The organism is Paractinoplanes abujensis, assembly GCF_014204895.1.
GTDB classification, from domain to species: Bacteria; Actinomycetota; Actinomycetes; order Mycobacteriales; family Micromonosporaceae; genus Actinoplanes; species Actinoplanes abujensis.
Genome location: NZ_JACHMF010000001.1, coordinates 7,059,696 through 7,079,392, shown reverse-complemented (window position 1 = coordinate 7,079,392; position 19,697 = coordinate 7,059,696). Strand labels below are relative to the sequence as shown.

At 69.8% G+C, this 19,697-nt stretch carries 19 protein-coding genes, 2 tRNA genes and 1 other RNA gene; 12 read left to right on the top strand and 10 right to left on the bottom strand.

What is annotated here, in order from left to right:
- Positions 1-37 precede the first annotated feature (37 nt).
- Positions 38-134, bottom strand: an RNA gene (ffs, locus tag BKA14_RS32445) — signal recognition particle sRNA small type.
- A 79-nt stretch (positions 135-213) separates the two neighbouring features.
- Between ffs and BKA14_RS32440 the strand changes: the two genes are divergently transcribed.
- Positions 214-301 (top strand) — tRNA-Ser (locus BKA14_RS32440).
- A gap of 50 nt (positions 302-351) precedes the next feature.
- Here the strand turns inward: BKA14_RS32440 and BKA14_RS32435 are convergent.
- The 3 genes from BKA14_RS32435 to BKA14_RS32425 all read right to left on the bottom strand — a co-directional run bounded on the left by BKA14_RS32435 (position 352) and on the right by BKA14_RS32425 (position 2,434).
- Entirely contained in the window at positions 352-1,227 is an 876-nt protein-coding gene (locus BKA14_RS32435) for a DUF4231 domain-containing protein (protein WP_184954590.1), read from the bottom strand.
- Positions 1,228-1,245: 18 nt separating this feature from the next.
- Positions 1,246-1,587, bottom strand: a complete 342-nt coding sequence (locus BKA14_RS32430; RefSeq protein WP_184954589.1) for an STAS domain-containing protein — start codon at positions 1,585-1,587, stop codon at positions 1,246-1,248.
- A 760-nt stretch (positions 1,588-2,347) separates the two neighbouring features.
- Positions 2,348-2,434 (bottom strand) — tRNA-Ser (locus BKA14_RS32425).
- Positions 2,435-2,559: 125 nt separating this feature from the next.
- Between BKA14_RS32425 and deoD the strand changes: the two genes are divergently transcribed.
- Complete coding sequence (gene deoD / locus BKA14_RS32420) at positions 2,560-3,276, top strand: purine-nucleoside phosphorylase (RefSeq protein ID WP_184954588.1); 717 nt, start codon at positions 2,560-2,562, stop codon at positions 3,274-3,276.
- Positions 3,277-3,335: 59 nt separating this feature from the next.
- Here deoD and tadA read toward each other — a convergent pair whose 3' ends face one another.
- The 4 genes from tadA to BKA14_RS32400 all read right to left on the bottom strand — a co-directional run bounded on the left by tadA (position 3,336) and on the right by BKA14_RS32400 (position 5,077).
- On the bottom strand, positions 3,336-3,782 hold the full coding sequence (tadA, locus tag BKA14_RS32415; RefSeq protein WP_438861952.1) for a tRNA adenosine(34) deaminase TadA: 447 nt from the start codon (positions 3,780-3,782) through the stop codon (positions 3,336-3,338).
- Positions 3,783-3,784: 2 nt separating this feature from the next.
- Positions 3,785-4,306 carry a tRNA adenosine deaminase-associated protein gene (locus BKA14_RS32410; protein ID WP_184954587.1) on the bottom strand — a complete coding sequence of 174 codons (522 nt, stop codon included), beginning with the start codon at positions 4,304-4,306 and terminating at the stop codon, positions 3,785-3,787.
- Between the two features lie 88 nt (positions 4,307-4,394).
- Complete coding sequence (locus BKA14_RS32405; protein WP_184954586.1) at positions 4,395-4,562, bottom strand: hypothetical protein; 168 nt, start codon at positions 4,560-4,562, stop codon at positions 4,395-4,397.
- Positions 4,563-4,666: 104 nt separating this feature from the next.
- Positions 4,667-5,077 (bottom strand): hypothetical protein, encoded by a 411-nt coding sequence (locus BKA14_RS32400; protein WP_438861920.1) that lies wholly within the window; start codon positions 5,075-5,077, stop codon positions 4,667-4,669.
- A 70-nt stretch (positions 5,078-5,147) separates the two neighbouring features.
- Between BKA14_RS32400 and BKA14_RS32395 the strand changes: the two genes are divergently transcribed.
- Entirely contained in the window at positions 5,148-5,975 is an 828-nt protein-coding gene (locus BKA14_RS32395) for a M23 family metallopeptidase (protein WP_184954585.1), read from the top strand.
- Positions 5,976-6,051: 76 nt separating this feature from the next.
- On the opposite strand, the gene BKA14_RS32390 is transcribed toward BKA14_RS32395, so the two are convergent.
- On the bottom strand, positions 6,052-7,182 hold the full coding sequence (locus BKA14_RS32390; protein ID WP_239093193.1) for an NHL repeat-containing protein: 1,131 nt from the start codon (positions 7,180-7,182) through the stop codon (positions 6,052-6,054).
- Between the two features lie 1,049 nt (positions 7,183-8,231).
- Between BKA14_RS32390 and BKA14_RS32385 the strand changes: the two genes are divergently transcribed.
- Together BKA14_RS32385 and BKA14_RS32380 are read left to right on the top strand one after the other, a co-directional pair.
- Positions 8,232-9,176 (top strand): prephenate dehydrogenase, encoded by a 945-nt coding sequence (locus tag BKA14_RS32385; RefSeq protein WP_184954584.1) that lies wholly within the window; start codon positions 8,232-8,234, stop codon positions 9,174-9,176.
- Between the two features lie 40 nt (positions 9,177-9,216).
- Positions 9,217-9,789, top strand: coding sequence for a DinB family protein (locus BKA14_RS32380; RefSeq protein ID WP_184954583.1), 573 nt, complete (start codon positions 9,217-9,219; stop codon positions 9,787-9,789).
- Positions 9,790-9,824: 35 nt separating this feature from the next.
- On the opposite strand, the gene mtnA is transcribed toward BKA14_RS32380, so the two are convergent.
- The gene (gene mtnA / locus BKA14_RS32375; RefSeq protein WP_184954582.1) at positions 9,825-10,787 is read right to left on the bottom strand and encodes an S-methyl-5-thioribose-1-phosphate isomerase; all 963 of its coding nucleotides are present in this window, start codon (positions 10,785-10,787) and stop codon (positions 9,825-9,827) included.
- 40 nt (positions 10,788-10,827) lie between these two features.
- Between mtnA and BKA14_RS32370 the strand changes: the two genes are divergently transcribed.
- The 7 genes from BKA14_RS32370 to BKA14_RS32340 all read left to right on the top strand — a co-directional run bounded on the left by BKA14_RS32370 (position 10,828) and on the right by BKA14_RS32340 (position 19,621).
- Positions 10,828-11,886, top strand: a complete 1,059-nt coding sequence (locus BKA14_RS32370) for a PHP domain-containing protein (RefSeq protein ID WP_184954581.1) — start codon at positions 10,828-10,830, stop codon at positions 11,884-11,886.
- Between the two features lie 74 nt (positions 11,887-11,960).
- Positions 11,961-13,631, top strand: coding sequence for a DUF885 domain-containing protein (locus BKA14_RS32365; protein ID WP_184954580.1), 1,671 nt, complete (start codon positions 11,961-11,963; stop codon positions 13,629-13,631).
- A 518-nt stretch (positions 13,632-14,149) separates the two neighbouring features.
- Positions 14,150-15,265, top strand: a complete 1,116-nt coding sequence (locus BKA14_RS32360) for a hypothetical protein (protein ID WP_239093232.1) — start codon at positions 14,150-14,152, stop codon at positions 15,263-15,265.
- On the top strand, positions 15,252-18,083 hold the full coding sequence (locus BKA14_RS32355; protein WP_184954578.1) for a sensor histidine kinase: 2,832 nt from the start codon (positions 15,252-15,254) through the stop codon (positions 18,081-18,083). Before BKA14_RS32360 ends, BKA14_RS32355 begins: the two co-directional genes overlap by 14 nt.
- Entirely contained in the window at positions 18,080-18,544 is a 465-nt protein-coding gene (locus tag BKA14_RS32350; RefSeq protein ID WP_133874038.1) for a roadblock/LC7 domain-containing protein, read from the top strand. Before BKA14_RS32355 ends, BKA14_RS32350 begins: the two co-directional genes overlap by 4 nt.
- Positions 18,541-19,002 carry a DUF742 domain-containing protein gene (locus tag BKA14_RS32345; RefSeq protein ID WP_184954577.1) on the top strand — a complete coding sequence of 154 codons (462 nt, stop codon included), beginning with the start codon at positions 18,541-18,543 and terminating at the stop codon, positions 19,000-19,002. Before BKA14_RS32350 ends, BKA14_RS32345 begins: the two co-directional genes overlap by 4 nt.
- Positions 18,980-19,621: a GTP-binding protein gene (locus tag BKA14_RS32340; RefSeq protein ID WP_184954576.1), complete on the top strand. Its 642-nt coding sequence runs from the start codon at positions 18,980-18,982 to the stop codon at positions 19,619-19,621. Before BKA14_RS32345 ends, BKA14_RS32340 begins: the two co-directional genes overlap by 23 nt.
- The last annotated feature ends 76 nt before the right edge of the window (positions 19,622-19,697 follow it).

Sequence of the window (19,697 nt, the reverse complement as noted above, 5' to 3'; positions counted from 1 at the left end):
AGAACCAACCCAGGTACCGCTGGGGTGAGGGAGGAAAAGAAAAGACCTCTCGTGCACCCGTCAGAGCCCGCTTATCCTTGCTGCCTTCCGGCCCTGGGGAGGTTCACGAGATGCACGCCGCACGAGAGGCTACGACGAGTGTAACCGGTGCCCTGCCGCCCGGAGGCGGGGACCCGTGCGGCCCACGGACCACGCATCTGTATCCTGGCTGACGGAGGATTCGCCTAGAGGCCTAGGGCGCACGCTTGGAAAGCGTGTTGGGTTCACACCCTCACGAGTTCGAATCTCGTATCCTCCGCCAACAGCTGAGCCGGGCCTGAGGCCCGGCTCGCGTTGTCTGTGAGAGGTGTTTCAGGAGCGCCGGGCCAGCCACAGCGTGTGTTCCCGTGAGATGGCCCGCTCCCCGTCCCCGACGTACAGGCTCCACGCCGCCGGGTCGTCGGGCGGGGTGAGGTCCGCGATCAGCTCCAGTTCCTGTGCCGCCACGCGGTACGCCTCGGCCAGGTTCTGGCTGTCCCGGGTCTGCACCCAGGCCAGCGCGCCGGCCGCGGCGGTCGAGGCGATGCCCAGCAGGTCGGCGTCGACCACGTTGGTGGCCTTGAGCCACGCCAGCACGACACCGATGGCATGGAAGGCGACCGCGCACAGAAACCAGCGCCGCGCCCGCCGCCGGTTCTCGTCGCCCTTATGCGTGTAGTACCGCCGTTGGTCGTCGATCCGCTGGGCCCGATAGATGGCCTGCCGGTCGGCCAGCGGCAGTGCGCGGACCGCCCGCATGGTGTCCGTGACGTTCGCGTCGGGGCCGGTCACGATCAGCCCGGCGTGCCGCATCGTCCCGGCCAGGGCGGCGACCTCACGGGCGAAAACGCGTTCGTCGCCGGGCGTGTCGCGGTCCAGGGAGCCTCCGCGCATGCAGAACTGCCAGGCCAACGTCTTGATCGACTCGGCCACGGCGCGGCTCTCGTACCAGGCGCGGTCCGGTCGCTGCCGGAAGAGATAGAGCGTCAGCCCGCCGCCGGCCAGGAACGCCAGCCCGGAGATGGCGCCGCCGAGGTCGAGCGCCGGGGTGACGTCGAGGGAGAGCGCGCTGCCGACTGACGCGGCCACCGCGGCGATCAGCCCGAGCCGGCTGACCGTGAGGTAGCGGCCCTGCCGTTCGATCGCGGCCCGGTCGGCGTGCCGGAACAGGCCGGGGAGGTCGCTTTCCACTGTCGAGGGTGCCGCCACGCCTCCGACTGTAAAGAGTCAGAGCTGGGCGGCGGCGATTGCGTCGTCGACCTCGGGGAAGATCGCGAAGTAGCGGCTGAGGCCCACGGTCTCCATCAGCTGGGTGAGGAACGGGTTGGCGCCGGCGAAGCTGAGCCAGCCGCCGCGCGCATTGATGACCTGTTTGCTGGTGATGAAGGCGCTGAGCCCGACGGAATCGCAGAATTTGAGGTCGTTGAGGTCGACCACGATCCGCGGGACCGGACGTTCCAGCAGGTCGGCCAGCATCTTGTGGAGCTGGACGGAGGTGTCGGCATCAAGTTCGCCACGCAGGTGAAGAACGGCGATGTCGCTGCGGTGATCGGTTACTGAGGCCTGCATGGGAATCGCTTCCTGGGCGCTGTTGATGGCAACTCAGGCTAGATCCACGCCAACAATTGTCACCGGACAAACGGTCCGCTGGAAACCGGAACGCAATGGGGGCCAGATCCCGAATAGGATCTGGCCCCCATTGGAAAGATCGGCTGGCCGATGAAGTCAAGCCTGCGGCGCAGCCTGGGCTCCTGGCGCTCCTAAAGCTTGCGCCACTGCCAGCGTGGTCCACGCCACGCGTCGGCCAGGATCATGGCAGAAGCCCGTCCTGGACACTGCTGCACCTTTGACTTGCCCTCTGGTCCGCCCATCTGAGCTTCGACTTCCCAGAGACTGCCGTCGGTGCGGACGTAGACGTCACGGCGCGCAAGCCGGACGTCACCATTCCACCAGTGACTGTCAACTCTCACGGGTCAAATCTAGGACAGTTCTCAGGCATCGGCGTAGGGCAATCTTGTGAAATTTTCTCACCAGGCGGTTAAAGGGGATTGTCTGATCCGGTGGTTTTCCGCTGCGTGACTTGCGCGACAGCCGAGGTATTAGGGCCGTCTCCGTAGCATCACCGTGAGTCATCAACACTGCCCGTGAATGCGGCAGGGGGACATCGAAACGGCGGCGTTACGTGCACGATACCTGATCATGGAGAAGAGCCGATCGTACGACCCGCGGCCTGGACGTACGGCCGACCCGTTCCGTGACACGCAGAGTGACCACGAAACGGAGCCAAACAAAACCGGCGGCCCCGTCATTGCGGAGCCGCCGGCTGATGCGGTGGTGAAGGGATTTGAACCCTTGGAGGGCTTGCACCCTCACACGCTTTCGAGGCGTGCTCCTTAGGCCGCTCGGACACACCACCGGGAAGTACGTTACTCCACGCGGATCAGCGCTCGCCGCCGGGTTCCCCAATACTGCGCCCACCCGGAGTGACCTGCTGCGACCTGGCAGGATCGGGGTCATGAACGAGCGTAAAGAGACGCGCCGATGAGCGTGCACATCGGCGGACAGCCGGGCGACATCGCCGAGCGGGTCCTGCTCCCGGGCGACCCGATGCGGGCGAAATGGATCGCCGAGACCTTCCTGCAGGACGCCAAGTGCTACACCCAGGTCCGCGGAATGCTCGGCTTCACCGGCACCTACCAGGGCGTCCCGGTGTCCGTGCAAGGTTCCGGCATGGGCATGCCGTCGGCGTCGATCTACACCCACGAATTGATCAACGAGTACGGCGTGAAGTCGGTCATCCGGATCGGCTCGTGCGGCGCGCTCGCGCCCGACCTCCAGCTGGGCGACGTGGTCGCCGCGATCGGCTCGGCCACCGACTCCAACATGAACCGGTCCCGCTTCGACGGCCTGATCGACTACGCGCCGGTGGCCGATTTCGGTCTGCTGCGCACAGCCGTCGAGGTGGCCGAGCGGCAGGGCACGGCGATCCGCGTGGGCCCCATCCTGGCCGCCGACGCGTTCTACACCGACCGGCCCGACCTCTACGACGCGCTGGCCGACTACGGCGTGCTCGCGGTCGAGATGGAGTCGGCCGCCATCTACACGATCGCGGCCCGCTACGGCGCCAAGGCCCTGACCATCCTGACCGTCAGCGATCACATCAAGACGGGCGCCAAGATGGATTCCGCGCAACGCGAGCAGGGCTTCGGCGACATGGTCAGGATCGGCCTGGAGACCGCGATCACCGGCGCTTCCTGAGCGGGTGCCGCGGCGCCACCTCGGTGCGGCGCCGCGGCCCTCTCCCCGTACGGGGGAACTCAGCGGAAGAAGTCGCGCAGAAGCGCGGCGCACTCGTCCTCGAGCACCCCGGCATACACCTCGGGGCGATGGTTGAGCCGACGATCCCGTACGACGTCCCACAACGACCCGACCGCGCCGGTCTTCGGTTCCCAGGCCCCGAAGACGAGCACCGACACCCGGGCCAGCACCAGCGCCCCGGCACACATCGTGCAGGGCTCCAGTGTGACCACGAGCGTGCTCCCGTCGAGCCGCCACGTGCCGGCCTTCTCGGCGGCTTGCCGCAGCACCAGGACCTCGGCGTGCGCGGTCGGATCGCCGGTCGCCTCCCGCTGATTGCCCGCCGCGGCCAGCTCCCGGCCGTCGGAATCGAGCAGCACGGCCCCGACCGGCACGTCGTCCCCGGTGGCGGCGGCCACCTTGAGCGCCCGCCGCATCCAGGCCACGTGCTGCGGCCGTGCCCGCAGGCTCACGCGTCCCGCAACTCTTCCATCTCGTCGCCGCAGCCGATCCGCCCGCAGATCTCGGCGGTCACGTCGGCCGGCATCGTGCCCTCCTGCGCGCACAGCGTGAGCAGCCGGTGCGCGCTGATCCCGAGGTCGTTGAGCAGTTCCGCGTCGCCCACCGGATCGGCGTCCGCGTCGACGGCGGGCTGGTCGGACTCCTCGTCCTCGTCCGCGGCCCCGCCGGTCAGCTCGTCCAGCTCCAGCGCGGGCGCCTCGATCTCGCCGAGCAGCATCGCGCCGATCCGCGATTCGTCGGCGAACGCCGAGTCGGAGCCGAAGATCCGCAGATCCTCCCCCTCGTCGAGCCGGAGCACTGCCAGATACAGGTCGTCACTCTCGACGAAGAGCAGCGTGACGTCCGCGTCCGGCTCCACGTCGCGCATCGCGTCGACGACCTCGTCGATGTCGGCCAGTCCACTCAGGTCCAGCTCGGACGCCGTCCAGCCGTTCTTGCCCCGGCCCACGGCGGCAGCGAATGTCGACAACTTTCCCCCCACGACTGATGTCTTCGCGAGTGACGGTAGCGGGAAGAACGGCGGGCGCGGCGCGCCACGCCTTTGCTTTCGGCGGAAGTCAGTTCACCAGGCGACGGCGCATCGCGATGAGCTCGCGCAAACGCGCCCTGCGCAGCCGCTGCGGCTGCGTCGTCTCCCGCGCCGTTTTCGCGCTGGCCAGTGCGGCCAGCAACTCGAGCCGGCGCCGGCGACGATCGGGGTCGAGCCGATTCGCTGAGGGGGGCATGGACCCGAGGTTGAACCTTATCCAAGCCTTAAGTCAAGGCCGAGTGCGCACGGCGACGAGGACGGCACATCGGGTCGCCGACAAGCCGGGTCAAGATCGGACAATCACCACAGCGGCCAGTTCTCCGTAGTGATCCACTCGGCGGCGACGAAGGCCACCGCGATCGACAATCCGACGCCGCTCGCGAGCGCCACGCCGACGGCGGTGCCACGGTCGCCGATCAGCGTCAGCACCACCGCGACGATCCACGCGGTGACCGCGGCCAGCAGCGTCCACCACGCGTATCCGGCCAGGTCACGGGCGAGCGCACCGAACAGAGCGAGCCAGATGACCCCCGCCCCCAGACCGGCCAGCAGTGGAGCCGCGGTGACCGGGTGGGCCTCGCGATAGGTCGGCCGGGACGGACCCGGGAACAGCCCCGAGGACTGCCGCATCGGGCCGCCCGCGTGCGGCGGCGCGGCGGCCGGCCACGCCTCCCGCCGATCGGCCGCGGCCGGGTGCGGCGGCGCAGTCATCGGCCAAGCCTCGCGCCCGTCGGTCACAGCCCACCTCCAGCCTCGGCGGACCCGCCTGACCGGCCCGCACATGTGCCAGCCTAGCCAGCACGGGTCTGCGCGGCCGGGCTACTCGTGCCAGGATGGCCCGGTGCAATTGCTCCGTACCCTCTCCGGTTTGACCGTAATAGCCGTCTGCCTGGCCGGCTGTGGCGCCAACTCCGGCGGTGGGTCGGCCTCCGCGACCCCGCAGTTCGTCGAGCCCGCGGCCACGTCGGAAGCGGCGGCCCCCACACCGTCCTCCGTCGCGCCGAGCCTGCCGGCCGCCACGTCGCCGGGCGCGTCCGCGAGCGCCACCCCGTCCGCCACGCCCTCGAAATCCGCGACCGCGGCCGTCACAGCGGCCAAGAAGGTGAAATACGTCTTCCCGGTCAAGGCGTCGAACGTCGACTGGCACACCACGCACTCGAAATACAAGGCGACCGACATCTTCGCCGACTGTGGCGAGTCGGTAGTGGCCACCACCAGCGGCGTCGTGCTCGAGGTGAGCCTGAAGGACGTGTACGTCAAGGGTTCGCCCGACGGCCCCAACAACGGCGGCCTGTCGGTGTCGCTGCTGGGCGACGACGGCGTGCGCTACTACGGCTCCCACCTGAGCAAGGTGCAGGCCGGCGTCAAGAAGGGCGTCCGCGTCAAGGCGGGCCAGCTGCTCGGCAAGGTGGGCCGCACCGGCAACGCCAACAATGTCTGCCACCTGCACTACGGCATCTCACCGCCGTGCGCCAAGGTCGGCGACTGGAAGGTCCGCCGCGGCGTCGTCTGGCCGTATTCGTACCTCGCCTCGTGGCGCAAGGGCGGCAGCAAGAGCCCGGTCACCGAGGTCGCCGCGTGGAAACGCTCACACAACTGCAAGGCCTGAATTCCCGCGTACGCAAGGGGCCGCACCCTCGCCCGATGGGTGCGGCCCCCTGCTGCCGGGAGTAAAGACTTGGGTCCTAGCTGAACTGCGCAAACCTCTTCTGCGGCCGTCCCTCGACAGTCGTGAACGCCCCACCCATGGCGATCTTGCCGAGTTTGGCCTGGCCGGCCAGGGCGAGCACACCCTCGACCCCGTTGGCGTCGGCGGTCCAGTCGAGCAGGTGCCCGTCGGCCGCCGACAGCGCGGCCAGCTTCACGCGGTGGTCCGCCCCGTCGACACAAGATCCTTGCGATCCCGTACGGGCGGTGCTGCACGCGCGGTCGAAATGACCACCCGCGTACACGATGTCGCCCAGCACCGTCACCGCCTGCGCATCCCCGTCGAAGGTGGCCGACCATTTGTGCACGCCGTCCGGTGTGTACCGGCTGACCCGCCCGCCCTGACCGCCGTGTGCCGAAAACACGGCGTCGCCGGTGACCGCCAACGCGTACGTGATGACCGGAGGTTTCGGCCTGAAGCCGACCACCAGTGCGGCGCCCGCCGGATCCAGTGCGGCCAGCCGGTCGTACCCGGGAAGGTTGTTGACCTTGCGGAACTTGCCGCCCACATAGACGCGGCCGCCGCCGGCCGCGATCGTCTCGACCTGATCGTCCACGGTGGGCCGCCACCGCGCGTCGAGCTCGCCGCTGCTCAAGCTGAACGCCGCCAGCCGCCCACGGGCCTGCCCGTCGACCGCGGTGAACCCGCCGCCCACGTAGAGCCGCCCGTGCGCCGCCGCGACCGCCAGCGGGCGGCCGCTCACCGCATGCTTGAACGTGCTGCTCACCGCCCCGCTGGCCAGATCGACGCGGGCCAGGCTGTCACGCTTCCGGCCGCCGACAGTGGCGAAGTCACCGGCCAGATAAACCGAGGAACCGCTGACCACGAGCGACTTGACCCGCCCGTCCGCCACCGGCGCCCACGGCAGAAGCGTCCCGGTCCGCGCATCGACGGCGGCCAGCCGAGCCCGGGCGACCGGTTTGCCGTTGACGATCGCTGCCGTGAAGTCACCGCCGAGATAGGCCACGTTCTTCGCGTACGCAATGGTCAGCACCGCGCCGTTGAAACTCGGCACGGCATCCGACCCCTGCGCCGCGGCCGGCTCCACACCGACCAGCGCGGCGCCCAGAACCAGCCCCGCGACGAGCACTTTCCCCCGGTAACTCACAAGATCACCGTATCCGTGCCAGCTCCGCCCCATCAGCCCCAAAACGGACAAACCTGGCAGTTGGACCGGTTGACCCCTGCCCCACCGAACGGCTGATCTTGCTCGTCGTCGCAGGCCAAGCCCACTTCCACAGCGCCGACGCCCAGCCAGGAGCCCTGCGCTCCGGGGCGCTCCGGCCCACGGGAGCAGCCAAACCCACGGCGGAACCAACCAAGCGGCTCCGGGACCACGCAGTTTTCATCACGCCACCACGGACGGCGCGACCGCCCAGAGCCGCGTAACACCCAGCGCCGCGATGAGCCCAACGCCGCAACCAGCGCCCCAGCACCACAATCAGCCCGACGCCGCATCCAGCCCCATCGCCACGCACTCCCGGACAGCACCAAAGCCCCACCCGACCACCACACGACTCCAGGCACCACGGCGAGCCTCCACCGCCACGCAACCCAGGCGGCACCGCAGCCAGCCCCACCGCCTAGCAACCCCAGGCGGCACCGCAGCCAACCCACCGCCGCGCGAGACCAGGCGGCACCGCAGCCAGCCACACGACCACTCACCCCGGCGGCACGCAGCCCTCGCCGCCACCCACCCCAGGCGGCACGGCAGCCAACCCACCGCCACGCAACGCCAGGCGGCATCGCAGTCAGCCCCACCACCACGCAACCCTGGGGCACCGCAGCCAACCCCGCCACACCCACCCCCGACGGCAGGCGGCCGTCACCGCCACCTGACCCCGTCGGCACCGCAGCCAAGCCCAGAGCCACCCAACCGCGGGCACCGCAGCCTCTTAAGCCCACCGCGCCCCATTCGAGCCTGCCGCACGCCACCGCCAACCCGCCGCGCCCGGTCTTCAAGATCGCTGGGCCAGTACAGCCATCCCGAGCCCCCACCCACCCTGCCGGGCTGCCGGGCTGCCGGGCTGCCGGGCTGCCGGGGAAGGCTACGCCTGATCCCAGGTCCGAAACGGCTTGTCCACAGGGCATCGAGTTATCCACAGGCGGACGAAGAAACCGCCGGCCGGGGTGGGTGGCTGTGGGAGAGTTCCGGGCGTGAACATCGCAATCGTCGGGCTGGGGCTCATCGGGGGATCGCTGCTGCGGGCGCTGGCCGCGGGCGGTCATCGGGTCGTGGGTTATGACGCGGATCCAGCTGCGCGGGAGCTGGCCGCGGCGGCTGGGTTCGAGGTGGCGGCGAGTGTGCCGGGCGCCGTCGGGGAGGCGGAGCTGGTGGTGCTGGCCGTTCCGCTGCCGGCTTTGCCCGGGGTGTTCGGGCAGCTGGCCGGGTTCGAGGGTCTGATCACGGATGTGACGTCGGTCAAGACCCCCGTCCGGGATCTGGCCGTCAAGCACGGCGTCGGGCGTTTCGTCGGTGGGCATCCGATGGCGGGTAAGGAGACGTCGGGGTTCGCCGCTACGGAGGCGACGCTTTTCCAGGGTTGTTCGTGGGTGCTGACGGTCGAGGAGTCACCGCTGGCCGATTGGCTTGTGCTGGCGGCGCTTTTCACGGGGCTGGGCGCGCGCGTGGTTCCGGTGACGGCCGCCGAGCATGATCGGGCCGTGGCTGAGGTCAGTCATGTGCCGCATCTGTTCGCGGCCGCGCTGGCGCTTCAGCTGCAGGGCAATCCGCTGGCGGGTGCGCTGGCCGCCGGGTCTTTCCGGGACGGCACCCGGGTGGCTGCGACCCGGGCCGAGCTGATCGTGGCGATGTGCGGGGGCAATGCGACCGAGGTCGACAGCGCCCTGGGCCGGCTGATCGGTGTGCTCGAGCAGATGCGTGTCGATCTCGGATCCGACCCGGTGCGGGATTTGACGCCGGCTGTGGCTCGCGCTGGGGAGTTGCGCCGGGCCTGGCCGGTCCCGCCCGGCGCGCCGGGGGAGATGGCCGCCACGACGACCGGCTTGTTGGAGTTGGGCCGGGCGGGCGGCTGGGTCACCGGTGTCGTCAACGACAGGGTCGCCACGATGCGGCCGGAAACTGGCCGCAATAGCTCATAGCGTGGATCGCACAAGCAGCCAACTACGTAGGGAGTTCGTGATGCCCGGTCAGGTCGGTTCGATCGAGAACGAACAGCAGGGTCTGCTCGCCTACCTCGCGCAGATGCGATATGTGCTGAGGCTGACGGCGTACGGGCTGACCGACGAGCAGTTGCGAGCCACCCCGGCGGCCAGTGAGCTGAGCGTGGGCGGGCTGATCAAGCACTGCGCGTCGACCGAGGCCGGGTGGATGGGGCAGGTCCGGGGCGAGCCTCAGGAGCTCGACTACGTGGCCTATGCGAACAGTTTCCGGCTGGCCGAGGGCGAGCGCATCGACGACGTCCTCGCGCGCTACGACCGGATCGCCGAGCAGACCGAAAAGACTGTCGTCGAGCTCGACAACCTCGAACACGCCGTTCCGATCGATCACTCAGTGCCGTGGAACAGCAAGGACATGTCGCATTGGACGCTGCGGTGGGTGCTGCTGCACCTGATTCAGGAGACGGCGCGGCACACCGGTCACGCCGACATCGTCCGGGAGTCGGTCGACGGCGCGACCGCTTATCCGCTGATGGCCGCGGCCGAGGGTTGGCCCGAGACCGACTGGCTGAAGCCGTGGAAGCCGACCCCGTAGCCGGCGGAGACACGGACGAGCAGGGGAAAGCGGGTTCAGACACTCTCGGAGCGGTCCAGCCGGATCACCCGGCGGTCGGTCACGATGGCGGTGACCAGGTCGTGCGGGGTCACGTCGAAGGCCGGGTTCGCCGCCGGCGCCCACGGCGTGATCTCGGCCGGGCCGCGGTCCTCGATCGGCACGGCGTCGCCGGACGGGGTGCCGAGGTCGACGGTGGATTCGGGGGCGACCACCACGAACGGCAGGCCGGCCCGGCGGGCCCCGAGCGCGTGGGCGTACGAGCCGATCTTGTTGATCACGTCGCCGTTGGCGCAGATGCGGTCGGCGCCCAGGATCACCGCGTCGACCTCGCCGCGGGCCATCAGGAAGGGGCCTGCCGAGTCGACCGCGATCCGGTGCTCGATGCCCCATTGCGACAGCTCCCACGACGTGAGCCGGGCGCCTTGCAGCAGCGGCCGGGTCTCGCTGGCGATCACCCCGCCCAGCCGGCCCCGCTGGTGCAGCTCGTGCACCACGCCGAGCGCCGTGCCGACGGTCACCGCGGCCAGCCCGCCGGTGTTGCAGTGGGTGAGCAGGCGCGGCCGGGCCCCGCAGAGCTCGACGATCAGGTCGGCTCCCAGTTCCGCCATGGCCGCGGAGGCCGCGATCTCCTCATCCCGTACGAGGAGAGCCGCGGCCAGCACGGCCTGTGGCCCGCGGGGCAGCAACTCGGCGGCGCGACGGGCACCCCGGGCCAGGTTCACCGCGGTCGGTCGGGCGTGTTCGATCCGGTGCACCGCCGCCGCGAGTGCTTGCGGGTCGTCGGCGTGCACGCGGGCCGCCAGCGCCACCCCGAGCGCGCCGGCCACGCCCAGGGCCGGCGCCCCCCGTACGGCCAACGCCTGGATCGCCGCGACGAGCTCGCCCACGGTGTGCAGGCGGAGAATCTTCAACTCCCCCGGCAGCACCGTCTGGTCAATGATCTCGATGGCGTCGTCCACCCAGTCGATCGTCCGCATGCCCGCGATGCTAGCGACGGGAGCTTCTAGGCTGTCTGCCATGGCTTCTCGTGACCCCGTCGCGGACCTGCGGCGCATCGCGTTTCTGCTCGAGCGCTCGAACGAGGCGACCTATCGGGTGCGCGCGTTCCGTTCGGCCGCCGCCAAGGTCGCCGCCCTCGACGAGGAGGAGCTGCTCGCCCGGGCCGGCGAGGGCACCCTGGGCGAGATCAGTGGCATCGGCGCGGTCACCGCCCGCTGCGTCGAGGAGTCGCTGCGCGGCGAGGAGCCGGTTTATCTGCGCCGGCTGGAGTCGACCGACGGCATCGATCTGCAGGGCGCGGCCCGCAAGCTGCGCGAGGCCTTGCGCGGTGACTGTCACAGCCATTCGGACTGGTCGGACGGCGGTTCCCCGATCGAGGAGATGGCGCTGGCCGCGGCCGATCTGGGCCACGAATATCTGGTCCTCACCGATCATTCGCCGCGGCTCACGGTGGCGCGTGGGCTGCCGCCGGCGCGGCTCAGGAAGCAGCTCGACTATGTGGCCCGGCTCAACGACCAGCTGCCCGAGGGTTTCCGCATCCTGACCGGCATCGAGGTCGACATCCTCGACGACGGTTCGCTCGACCAGGAGGACGAGCTACTGGCCCGGCTCGACGTGGTGGTGGGTTCGGTGCACAGCAAGCTGCGCGACGAGTCCCCGCGAATGACCAAGCGGATGGTCAACGCGCTGGCCAACCCGCATCTCGACATTCTGGGCCACATGACGGGCCGCAAAGTGCCGGCCGGGGGTGAGGGTGACCGCGGGCATCGCGCGGGCCGCACCCGGCCGCCGAGCACGTTCGACCTCGACAAGGTGATCGCCGCCTGCCTCGAGCACGAGAAGGCCATTGAGATCAACTGCCGGCCGGATCGGCTCGACCCGCCGAAGCGGATGCTCACGGTGGCGGTCGAGGCGGGCTGCCTGTTCAGCGTCGACACCGACGCGCACGCGCCGGGCCAGCTCGACTGGCTGGGTTACGGCTGCGAGCGGGCCGCGTTGTGCAACGTTCCGATCGAAAGTGTCGTCAACACGTGGTCGATGGAGCGTCTGCTGGAGTGGACGGCCGGCCACGGGTGAACCCGCTGGAGTGGTCAGCGAGCCACGTGGGAAAACCGGCGTGCGTGGCGAAGCCGAGAACGTAGGGTCGGCGGGTGGGACGAATTGATGACCTCGCTGACCGCTACGTCGATGAATGGGCGCAGCTGAGCCCGCTCGGCGCCACCTATGTCGGTATCTCGGGACACGACTCCAAGACCGACGACTTCTCCCCGGAGGGTTTCGAGGCCCAGACCGAGCTGACCCGCCGCACGCTCACCGAGCTTGATGTGATCGACCCCGAGCACGAGTCCGAGGCCGTCGCCAAGGACGCGATGATGGAGCGGCTGGGGTTGGAGCTGGCCCGTGACGAGGCCGGCGTGGCCAAGAGCGAGATCAGCGTCATCGGCAGCGGCCTGCACACTTTGCGCGGTGTCTTCGACGTGATGGCAACCGAGGGCGAGGAGGCGGTGGCCAACATCGCGACCCGGCTCAACGACCTGCCGCACGCGCTCGACCAGTATCGCCGCACGCTGCTCGAGGAGGCGGAGGCCGGCCGGGTCAGCGCCCGTGCGCAGCTGCTGGCCGTGGCCGAGCAGTGTGACGCCTGGACCGACCCCGACCGCGACGACTTCTACCGTGGGCTGGCCGCGCGCTTGGAGGCCGGTGGCGCGCTGGCCGCCGAGCTGAACCGGGGCGCGGAGGCGGCCACCGCCGCGACCGCCGACTTCGCCGAGTTTCTGCGCCGCGACCTGGCGCCGCGGGGCCGCGAGAAGGAAGCGGCCGGCCTGGAGCGGTACGAGCTGGCCTCGCAGTTCTTCCTGGGGGCCAAGGTCGACCTGCAGGAAACCTACGAGTGGGGGTTCGCCGAGCTGCACCGCCTCGAGGAGGAGATGCGGGCGACGTCCGCGCTGATCGCCGGTTCGGGTGCCTCGATCGACGAGGCGGTGGCTGTGCTCGACGCCGACCCGGCCCGCAACATTCCGGGTAAGGAGGCGTTCCGCGACTGGATGCAGGCGCTCGCCGACAAGGCGATCGCGGAGTTGAACGGCACGCACTTCGACATCGAGCCGCCCGCCCGCAAGATCGAGTGCATGTTGACGCCGACCAGCGACGGCAGCATCTATTACACGGGCCCGAGCGAGGACTTCAGCCGGCCCGGGCGGATGTGGTGGGCCGTGCCCGAGGGGGTCACCGAGTTCTCCACTTGGCGTGAGGTCACGACCGTCTACCACGAGGGCGTTCCCGGCCATCACCTGCAGATCAGTCAGGCGTTGTTGCGCGCCGACAAGCTGAACCGCTGGCAGCGGCTGCTGTGCTGGTGTTCGGGGCATGGCGAGGGCTGGGCGCTCTACGCCGAGCGCCTGATGGACGAGTTGGGCTATCTCTCCGACCCGGGTGACCGGCTGGGCATGCTGGACGGCCAGGCGCTGCGGGCCACCCGGGTGATCGTCGACATCGGCATGCACCTGGAGCTGGAGATCCCGCGGGACAACCCGTTCGGCTTCCACCCGGGTGAGCGCTGGACCCCTGAGCTGGGCTGGGAGTTCCTGCGGGCGCACACGCGCATGGAGGAGAAGACGCTGCGATTCGAGTGGAAGCGTTACCTTGGGTGGCCGGGCCAGGCCCCGTCGTACAAGATCGGCGAGCGGATCTGGCTGCAGGCCCGCGAGGAGACGCGGCAGCGCAAGGGCGCTGATTTCGATTTGAAAACGTTCCACCGCGACGCCCTGGACCTCGGGGCTCTGGGTCTGGACCCGCTTCGCAAGGCTCTCGCCCGCATTTGATCCGTTTCGGGCTTTTCCCCGGTTAGTGCCCGGCAAAGCCGGGGAAAAGCTCGCGACAATGCCGGAATCGGCGTGAGCACACCGCCACTATCGGCTACTTGTTGCCCAGAGTGATCTTGCCGCTACGCTTAGTGGAATTGATACCGGTCTTATCGGTCACGGCTCAATAATCTTGCGACTTCTCGTCCGGCCACTCTGCCGTTAACATCGCCGCGATAACTTTCCCGTCTTCCGGAACCGGTGTGGACTGGGGCTTCTGGTCCCGGTAACGGAACCGAGCGCTGGTTACAACGACGACAACCGCACCTTGTATCCCCCGATCAGCCGAGCGAGATGTGTCCCTTGGAAAGGGGTTTCTTGAGGTTTTCTCGGATAGATTGGCCCGGATCCGTGCGCCTGACGGCTACGGAAAGTAGCCAAAAATACGGCTCATCGCGCGTGCATGGCGGAGGACGAAAGCAATGAACAGCCGGCGAACTCGTTTAGGCTCCGCGATCGCGGTGATTTTGACGGTTTTGGTGCTAGTACCGACCGCAGTGCTCTTCGGCCGGGTTTGGACCGACAACGCCGACAAGCGCGACCAGATCCAGCTCGAGCAGAAGGGCGTGGAGTACATCACCACGCTGACTCCGCTGATCAGCGCGCTGGCCGAGTCGCAGTCGACGTCCATCGCGGGCGTCGCCGAGCCGCCCGAGACGCTGGCCGCGGCGGTCACCGGAGTTTCCGAGGCCGACGCCCGGCTCGGTGACGACCTGCGCACCAAGGAGCGCTGGGCCGACCTCAAAGACAAGATCAGCAAGCTGCCCAGCGCCACCAGCCGGATCGACAAGCTCAACGCGCACATCGAGGTCACCGACCTGACGCTGGCGCTGTACGCCGCCGTCCAGCGCAACTCGAAGCTGGCGCTCGACCCGGAAGCCGACATCTCCAGCCTCCAGCAGGCCGTCGCCACCTACATGCCGCGCGTGACGGTGGAGGTAAACCGCACGGGCGACTACGCCAACCTGCTGCAGACGCTGCCCGCCGCCAACCGCCCGCAGATCCAGGCCCAGTTCGCCTACGAGGTCATCGCGGTGCAGGAGTCGGTCAAGCGGCTCACCGAGGCGCTGCAGTCCGCGGTCGACAACACGACGAGCGCCACGCTCAGCAGCAGCCTGGTCAATGCCCTCGACTCGTTCCGGCGCGGCATCGAGCAGCTGATCCGCGGGGCCGACCCGACCGGTGGCCAGCCCAGCTCGGGCACGACTTCGACCGCGCAGACCACGCTGCAGGGCGCGCTCAGCAACCTTGCCGGTGTGACGCTGCGCGAGATGGACCGCCTGCTCGACGACCGGCTCGACTCGCTGAACTACCGCCGCGGCGAGGCCGTGGTGATGGGCGCCCTGGCCCTGCTGTTCGTGGCCGGCGCCCTGATCTGGCCCGCCTTCGCGCGCCGCCGGGACAGCGAACCCGTCGCACCTGCCGCCGACCGCCCGATCGGCGAGTCCACCCGCGACGTCGCGCTCGACCGGCCCGCGCCGCCCGGCCCGTACGGGGCCCCGCCGCCCTACGGCGCACCCGGCCCGTACGGCCAGTCGCCCGGCTACGGCGATCTCGACGCGACACGTGGGGAGCGGTCCGGTGCTCTTCGGTAAGCTCCGCATCCTGGGCAAACTCGCCCTGCTGGTGCTCGTGCCCCTGCTCGGGGTCGTGGCGCTGAGCGTGCCCATCATCGTCAACCGGGTGCAGGCCGCCACCGACGCGCAGAACACGTCGGATCAGGTGGCCCTGGCCTCGCGCGTCGGCACCGCCGTACAGGAACTGCAGGAGGAGCGCCTGCTCTCCGTGGGCTTCCTGTTCAGGCTGGTCAGCCAGAACGACTTGGCGGTGCAGAGCGCGGCCGCCCGCGACGCCGTGGCCCGCGTGGACGACGGCGGCGACGCCGTCTCCCGGGAGCTGGCCCGCGCGTTGCGCAACGTGTCCAAGCTGGAGATCACCCGGCAGAACGTGCTCAACCAGGCCATTGCGCCGAACGCCATCGTCGACGACTTCACCAAGGTCATCACGCCGATCATCACCGGTCTCGGGTTGTCGTCGAACGCCGACCTCAAGACCGGTGTGGGCCGGCAGATGTTCGCCCTCGAGCAGTCCCTGCTGAGTGACGACCTGATCAGCCAGGCGTCGGGTTACCTGACCGCGGCGGTCGTGCTCCCGCCGGAGCAGGGCGCGCAGATGATCGGCCTGTTCAGCCGGGCGCTGCTCCAGCTGCAGCAGGTGATCACGAACGGCGAGCAGTTCTTCTCGGCGAGCCAGTATCGCCTCTACCTCGGCGCGCAGGACGCGTTCTCGGCCCGGGTGGGCCCCCAGTTCCTCCAGGAGGCCCAGACCAATCCGGTCGAGGCCATCGGCCGCCTGAAGATCGAGACGCTGTTCCCCTCGCTGCAGTCCGTGCTCGTCCTCGGCGGCTTCGTCGAGAAGCGCGTGGCCGCGGACGTGGACGCGATCGTGACCAACAACCGCGACACGGCCATCCGCGACGCCCTGCTGATCGGTGGCGGCACGTTCCTGCTGCTGCTCATCGTGGTCGCGCTGAGCCTCTTCATGGCCCGCGCGGTGGCCCGGCCGCTGCGCCGCCTCACCACCTCGGCCGACCGGATCGCCCGCGCCGCCGAGGCCGAGCTCGAGAGGGTGGCCGACGACGACGCCGAGTCGGTCCGCCCGATCCGGCTCGACCCCGTCGACGTCGAGGCCCAGGACGAGATCGGTGACCTGGCTCGCGCGTTCGACCGGGTGCAGACCACCGCCGTACGGCTGGTGGAGCGTCAGGTGCTCGGCCGCCGCAACGTGGCTCAGATGTTCGCGCACGTCGGACGGCGTACGCAGAACCTGGTCGGCCGGCAGCTGGCCCTGATCGACAACCTGGAACGCCGGGAGACCGACAGCGACCGCCTGACCGAGCTCTACCGGCTGGACCACATGTCCAGCCGTCTGCGCCGCAACGCGTCCAGCCTCGTCGTGCTCTCCGGTGGCGCCGGCGCGAACGAGCACATGGCCCCGCTGCCGCTGCAGGACGTGGTCCGCCTGGCCCTGGGTGAGATCGAGGACTACACCCGCGTCGACGTCGACGTGCCCGAGGAGATCGTGGTCGTGCCGGCCGTCCTGGCCGACCTGACACTGCTGCTGGCGGAGCTGATGGAGAACGCCACCGCCTTCTCGCCGCCGCACACGCGCGTCGTGATCAGTGCGAACGAGCTGCGCGGGGGCGCCCGCCTGGCGATCATCGACCAGGGCCTGGGCATGCCGCCGGAGCGGCTGGCCGAGGAGAACGCCCGGCTCACCCGCCGGGAGCGGCTCGACCTGGCGCCCAGTGAGGTGCTCGGCCTGTTCGTGGTCGGCCGGCTCGCCCGGCGCCACGGCATCGAGGTCACGCTGACCGAGACGCCCGGCGGCGGCATCACGGCCTGGGTCGACCTGAACCCGTCGCACCTGATCGCCCGGGTGTCGGCCGTCCCCATGCACGACATCCCGCCGTTCCCGTCGGTCGCGACCCCGGCCCAGCCCGGCTTCGCCTCCGAGTTCGCGCAGGTCATCGCCGGTTCGGCGGCGCGTGCCTCGGTTCCCGGCAGCCAGCAGCCGTTCGACCCGACAGTGCTGCACCGGGCCACGCAGACCCTGGAGAGCGGGCAGTCCTGGAACGCCTTCGCCCCGGCCCGCGACGCGGCGCCGATCGAGGGTCAGCCCGTCTACGACGCCGAGCCGGTGTACTCCCCGTATCAGCAGCCGGTCGCGTATCAGGAGCCGGTCGCTTTCCAGCAGCCCGGCTACGACTTCAACGCGCCGGTCGCGGGCCGGGTGCCGGCCGCGATGCCGGAGCTGCCGGCCGCCGGGCCGAGTGCCTGGCACCAGCAGTCGCCGGAGCCGCCGCAGGCCACCTGGTCGGCGCCGGCCGTCGAGCCGCCGCCGGCCCGGCCGGCGATCCCGCGGCAGCGCACCAGCGAGGAGGACTACCGGTACGCCCCGCAGGCCTACCAGCAGCCCGCGGCCCCGCAGCAACCGCCGGCCGAGCAGCCGTCGCAGCCGAGCACCGGCAACACCGGGCCGCTGCGCCGGCGGGTTCCGGGCAGCCAGCTTCCCGCGGAAAGCGGCACGCCCCTTCCCAGCCGACCGCCGTCGCAACTCGACGCGGTGGCCGCGCGCGCCGCGTTCGACGACTTCGAGGCCGGGGTCAGCCGCGCCCAGTGGGACGTCGCGGAGACGGACATGTCCTCGCCGCCGTCGGCCGGGCACGCCCCGCTGGCTCGCCGGGTGCCCGGGGCCACGCTGCCACGGGACGAGCCGAACTACCCGCCGCCCGCCTCGCCCAGCCTGCCTCTGAACCCGGACGAAGCCCGAGCCCTGATGGAACAGTTCGAGTACGGAGTCGCACTCGCGCTGAACGAAACTCAGCCACAACCCGAGGGACAACCGCGATGACTTCCCCCTACAGCACCGACACCGGCAACGGTTACGCCCAGTCGCAGCTGAGCGCCGAGGCCAAGACCTTCAACTGGCTGCTGGATTCCTTCACCTCCGGCACCGCCGGGGTCATCGAGGCCATCGCGGTGTCGTCCGACGGCCTGCTGATGGCGATGTCGGCGATCAAGGACCGGCCGAACGCGGAGCGCCTGGCCGCGGTCGTCTCGGGCCTGACGAGCCTGGCCGGCGGGGCCGCGAGCTGGTATCGGCTGGGTTCGCTGAACCGCGTGATCATCGACATGGCCGACGGCTATCTCCTGGTCACCGCGATCAGCGCGGGCTCGGTGCTCGGCGTCATCGCCGATCGTTCGGCCAACCTGGGCACTCTCGCGTACGAGATGACGCTCTTCGCCACCCGCGCCGGGGGCGCCCTCAGCCCGCGCTTGATCGCCGAGTTGAAGAACGCCGTTCAGCAATGACCTATCCGGACTCCGACGACCCGGCACACCCGGCTCGGCCGAGTGTCCGCCCGTTCCTGCAGTCCGGCCCGCTCTCGGCCGGCGGTTACCGTCCCGCGACCCGGGACGCCGAGCCGCCGGCCGTGGAGCAGACCTCAGGCCTGCGCCCGTTCGTCATCACGTCCGGGCGCACCGACGGCGCCGATCCCGACATCGGGATGGAAACCCAGGTGACCGTCAACCCCGCCGCCGGTCCCGTGCGCCTCTCCCCCGAGATGCGCGCCATCGTGGGCCTCTGCGGCGAGCCCGTCTCCGTGGCGGAGATCTCCGCCCGGCTGCGCCTGCATCTCGGCGTCACGCGCATCCTCGTCGGCGACCTGCGGGCCGCCGGCCAACTGGACGTCCACGTGCTGGACAACGAGACCCCCGACCCTGAGACCATCATGCGAGTGATCCGTGGACTACGAGCAATCACCTGACCGCCGCCATGTCGGCACCGCCGCGGTCGGCCATGGCGGGGACCGCCCGAAAAAGGCGCCGGTCCCGGTAAAGATCATCGTGGCGGGCGGCTTCGGCGTCGGCAAGACGACCACCGTCGGCGCCATCTCGGAGATCTCGCCGCTGACCACCGAGGCCGAGATGACGTCGGCCGCCGTGGGCATCGACGACCCCGGCCAGGCCACGATGAAGACGACGACGACAATCGCGATGGACTTCGGCGTGCTCACGATCGACCAGACGCTGAAGCTCTACATCTTCGGCACGCCGGGGCAGTCGCGCTTCGCCTTCATGTGGGACGACCTGATCAAGGGTGCCCTGGGCGCGCTGGTGGTGGTCGATACCAACCGGATCGACGACTGTTATCCCGCGGTGGACTACTTCGAGCGCGCCGGGCTTCCGTTCGTCGTCGGCGTCAACACGTTCAACGGTCAAATGAGCTACAGCCTGGATGAAGTGCGCTGGGCTCTGGCCGTACGCGAGGACGTGCCGGTCCTTTCCTTCGACGCCCGTTTCCGCGGGTCGGTGCGCGACGCCCTGCTCGTCGTGCTGGATCAGGCTCTCGACAAGGCCATCCGGCAGAAGTCCTCGTACTCCTGACGGCGGGTGTGCGGCGGGTCGCGCAGATCGAGGTTCCCAAATCGGCCTCCGAGCGGGCAGAGTGGTAACCGGCGAG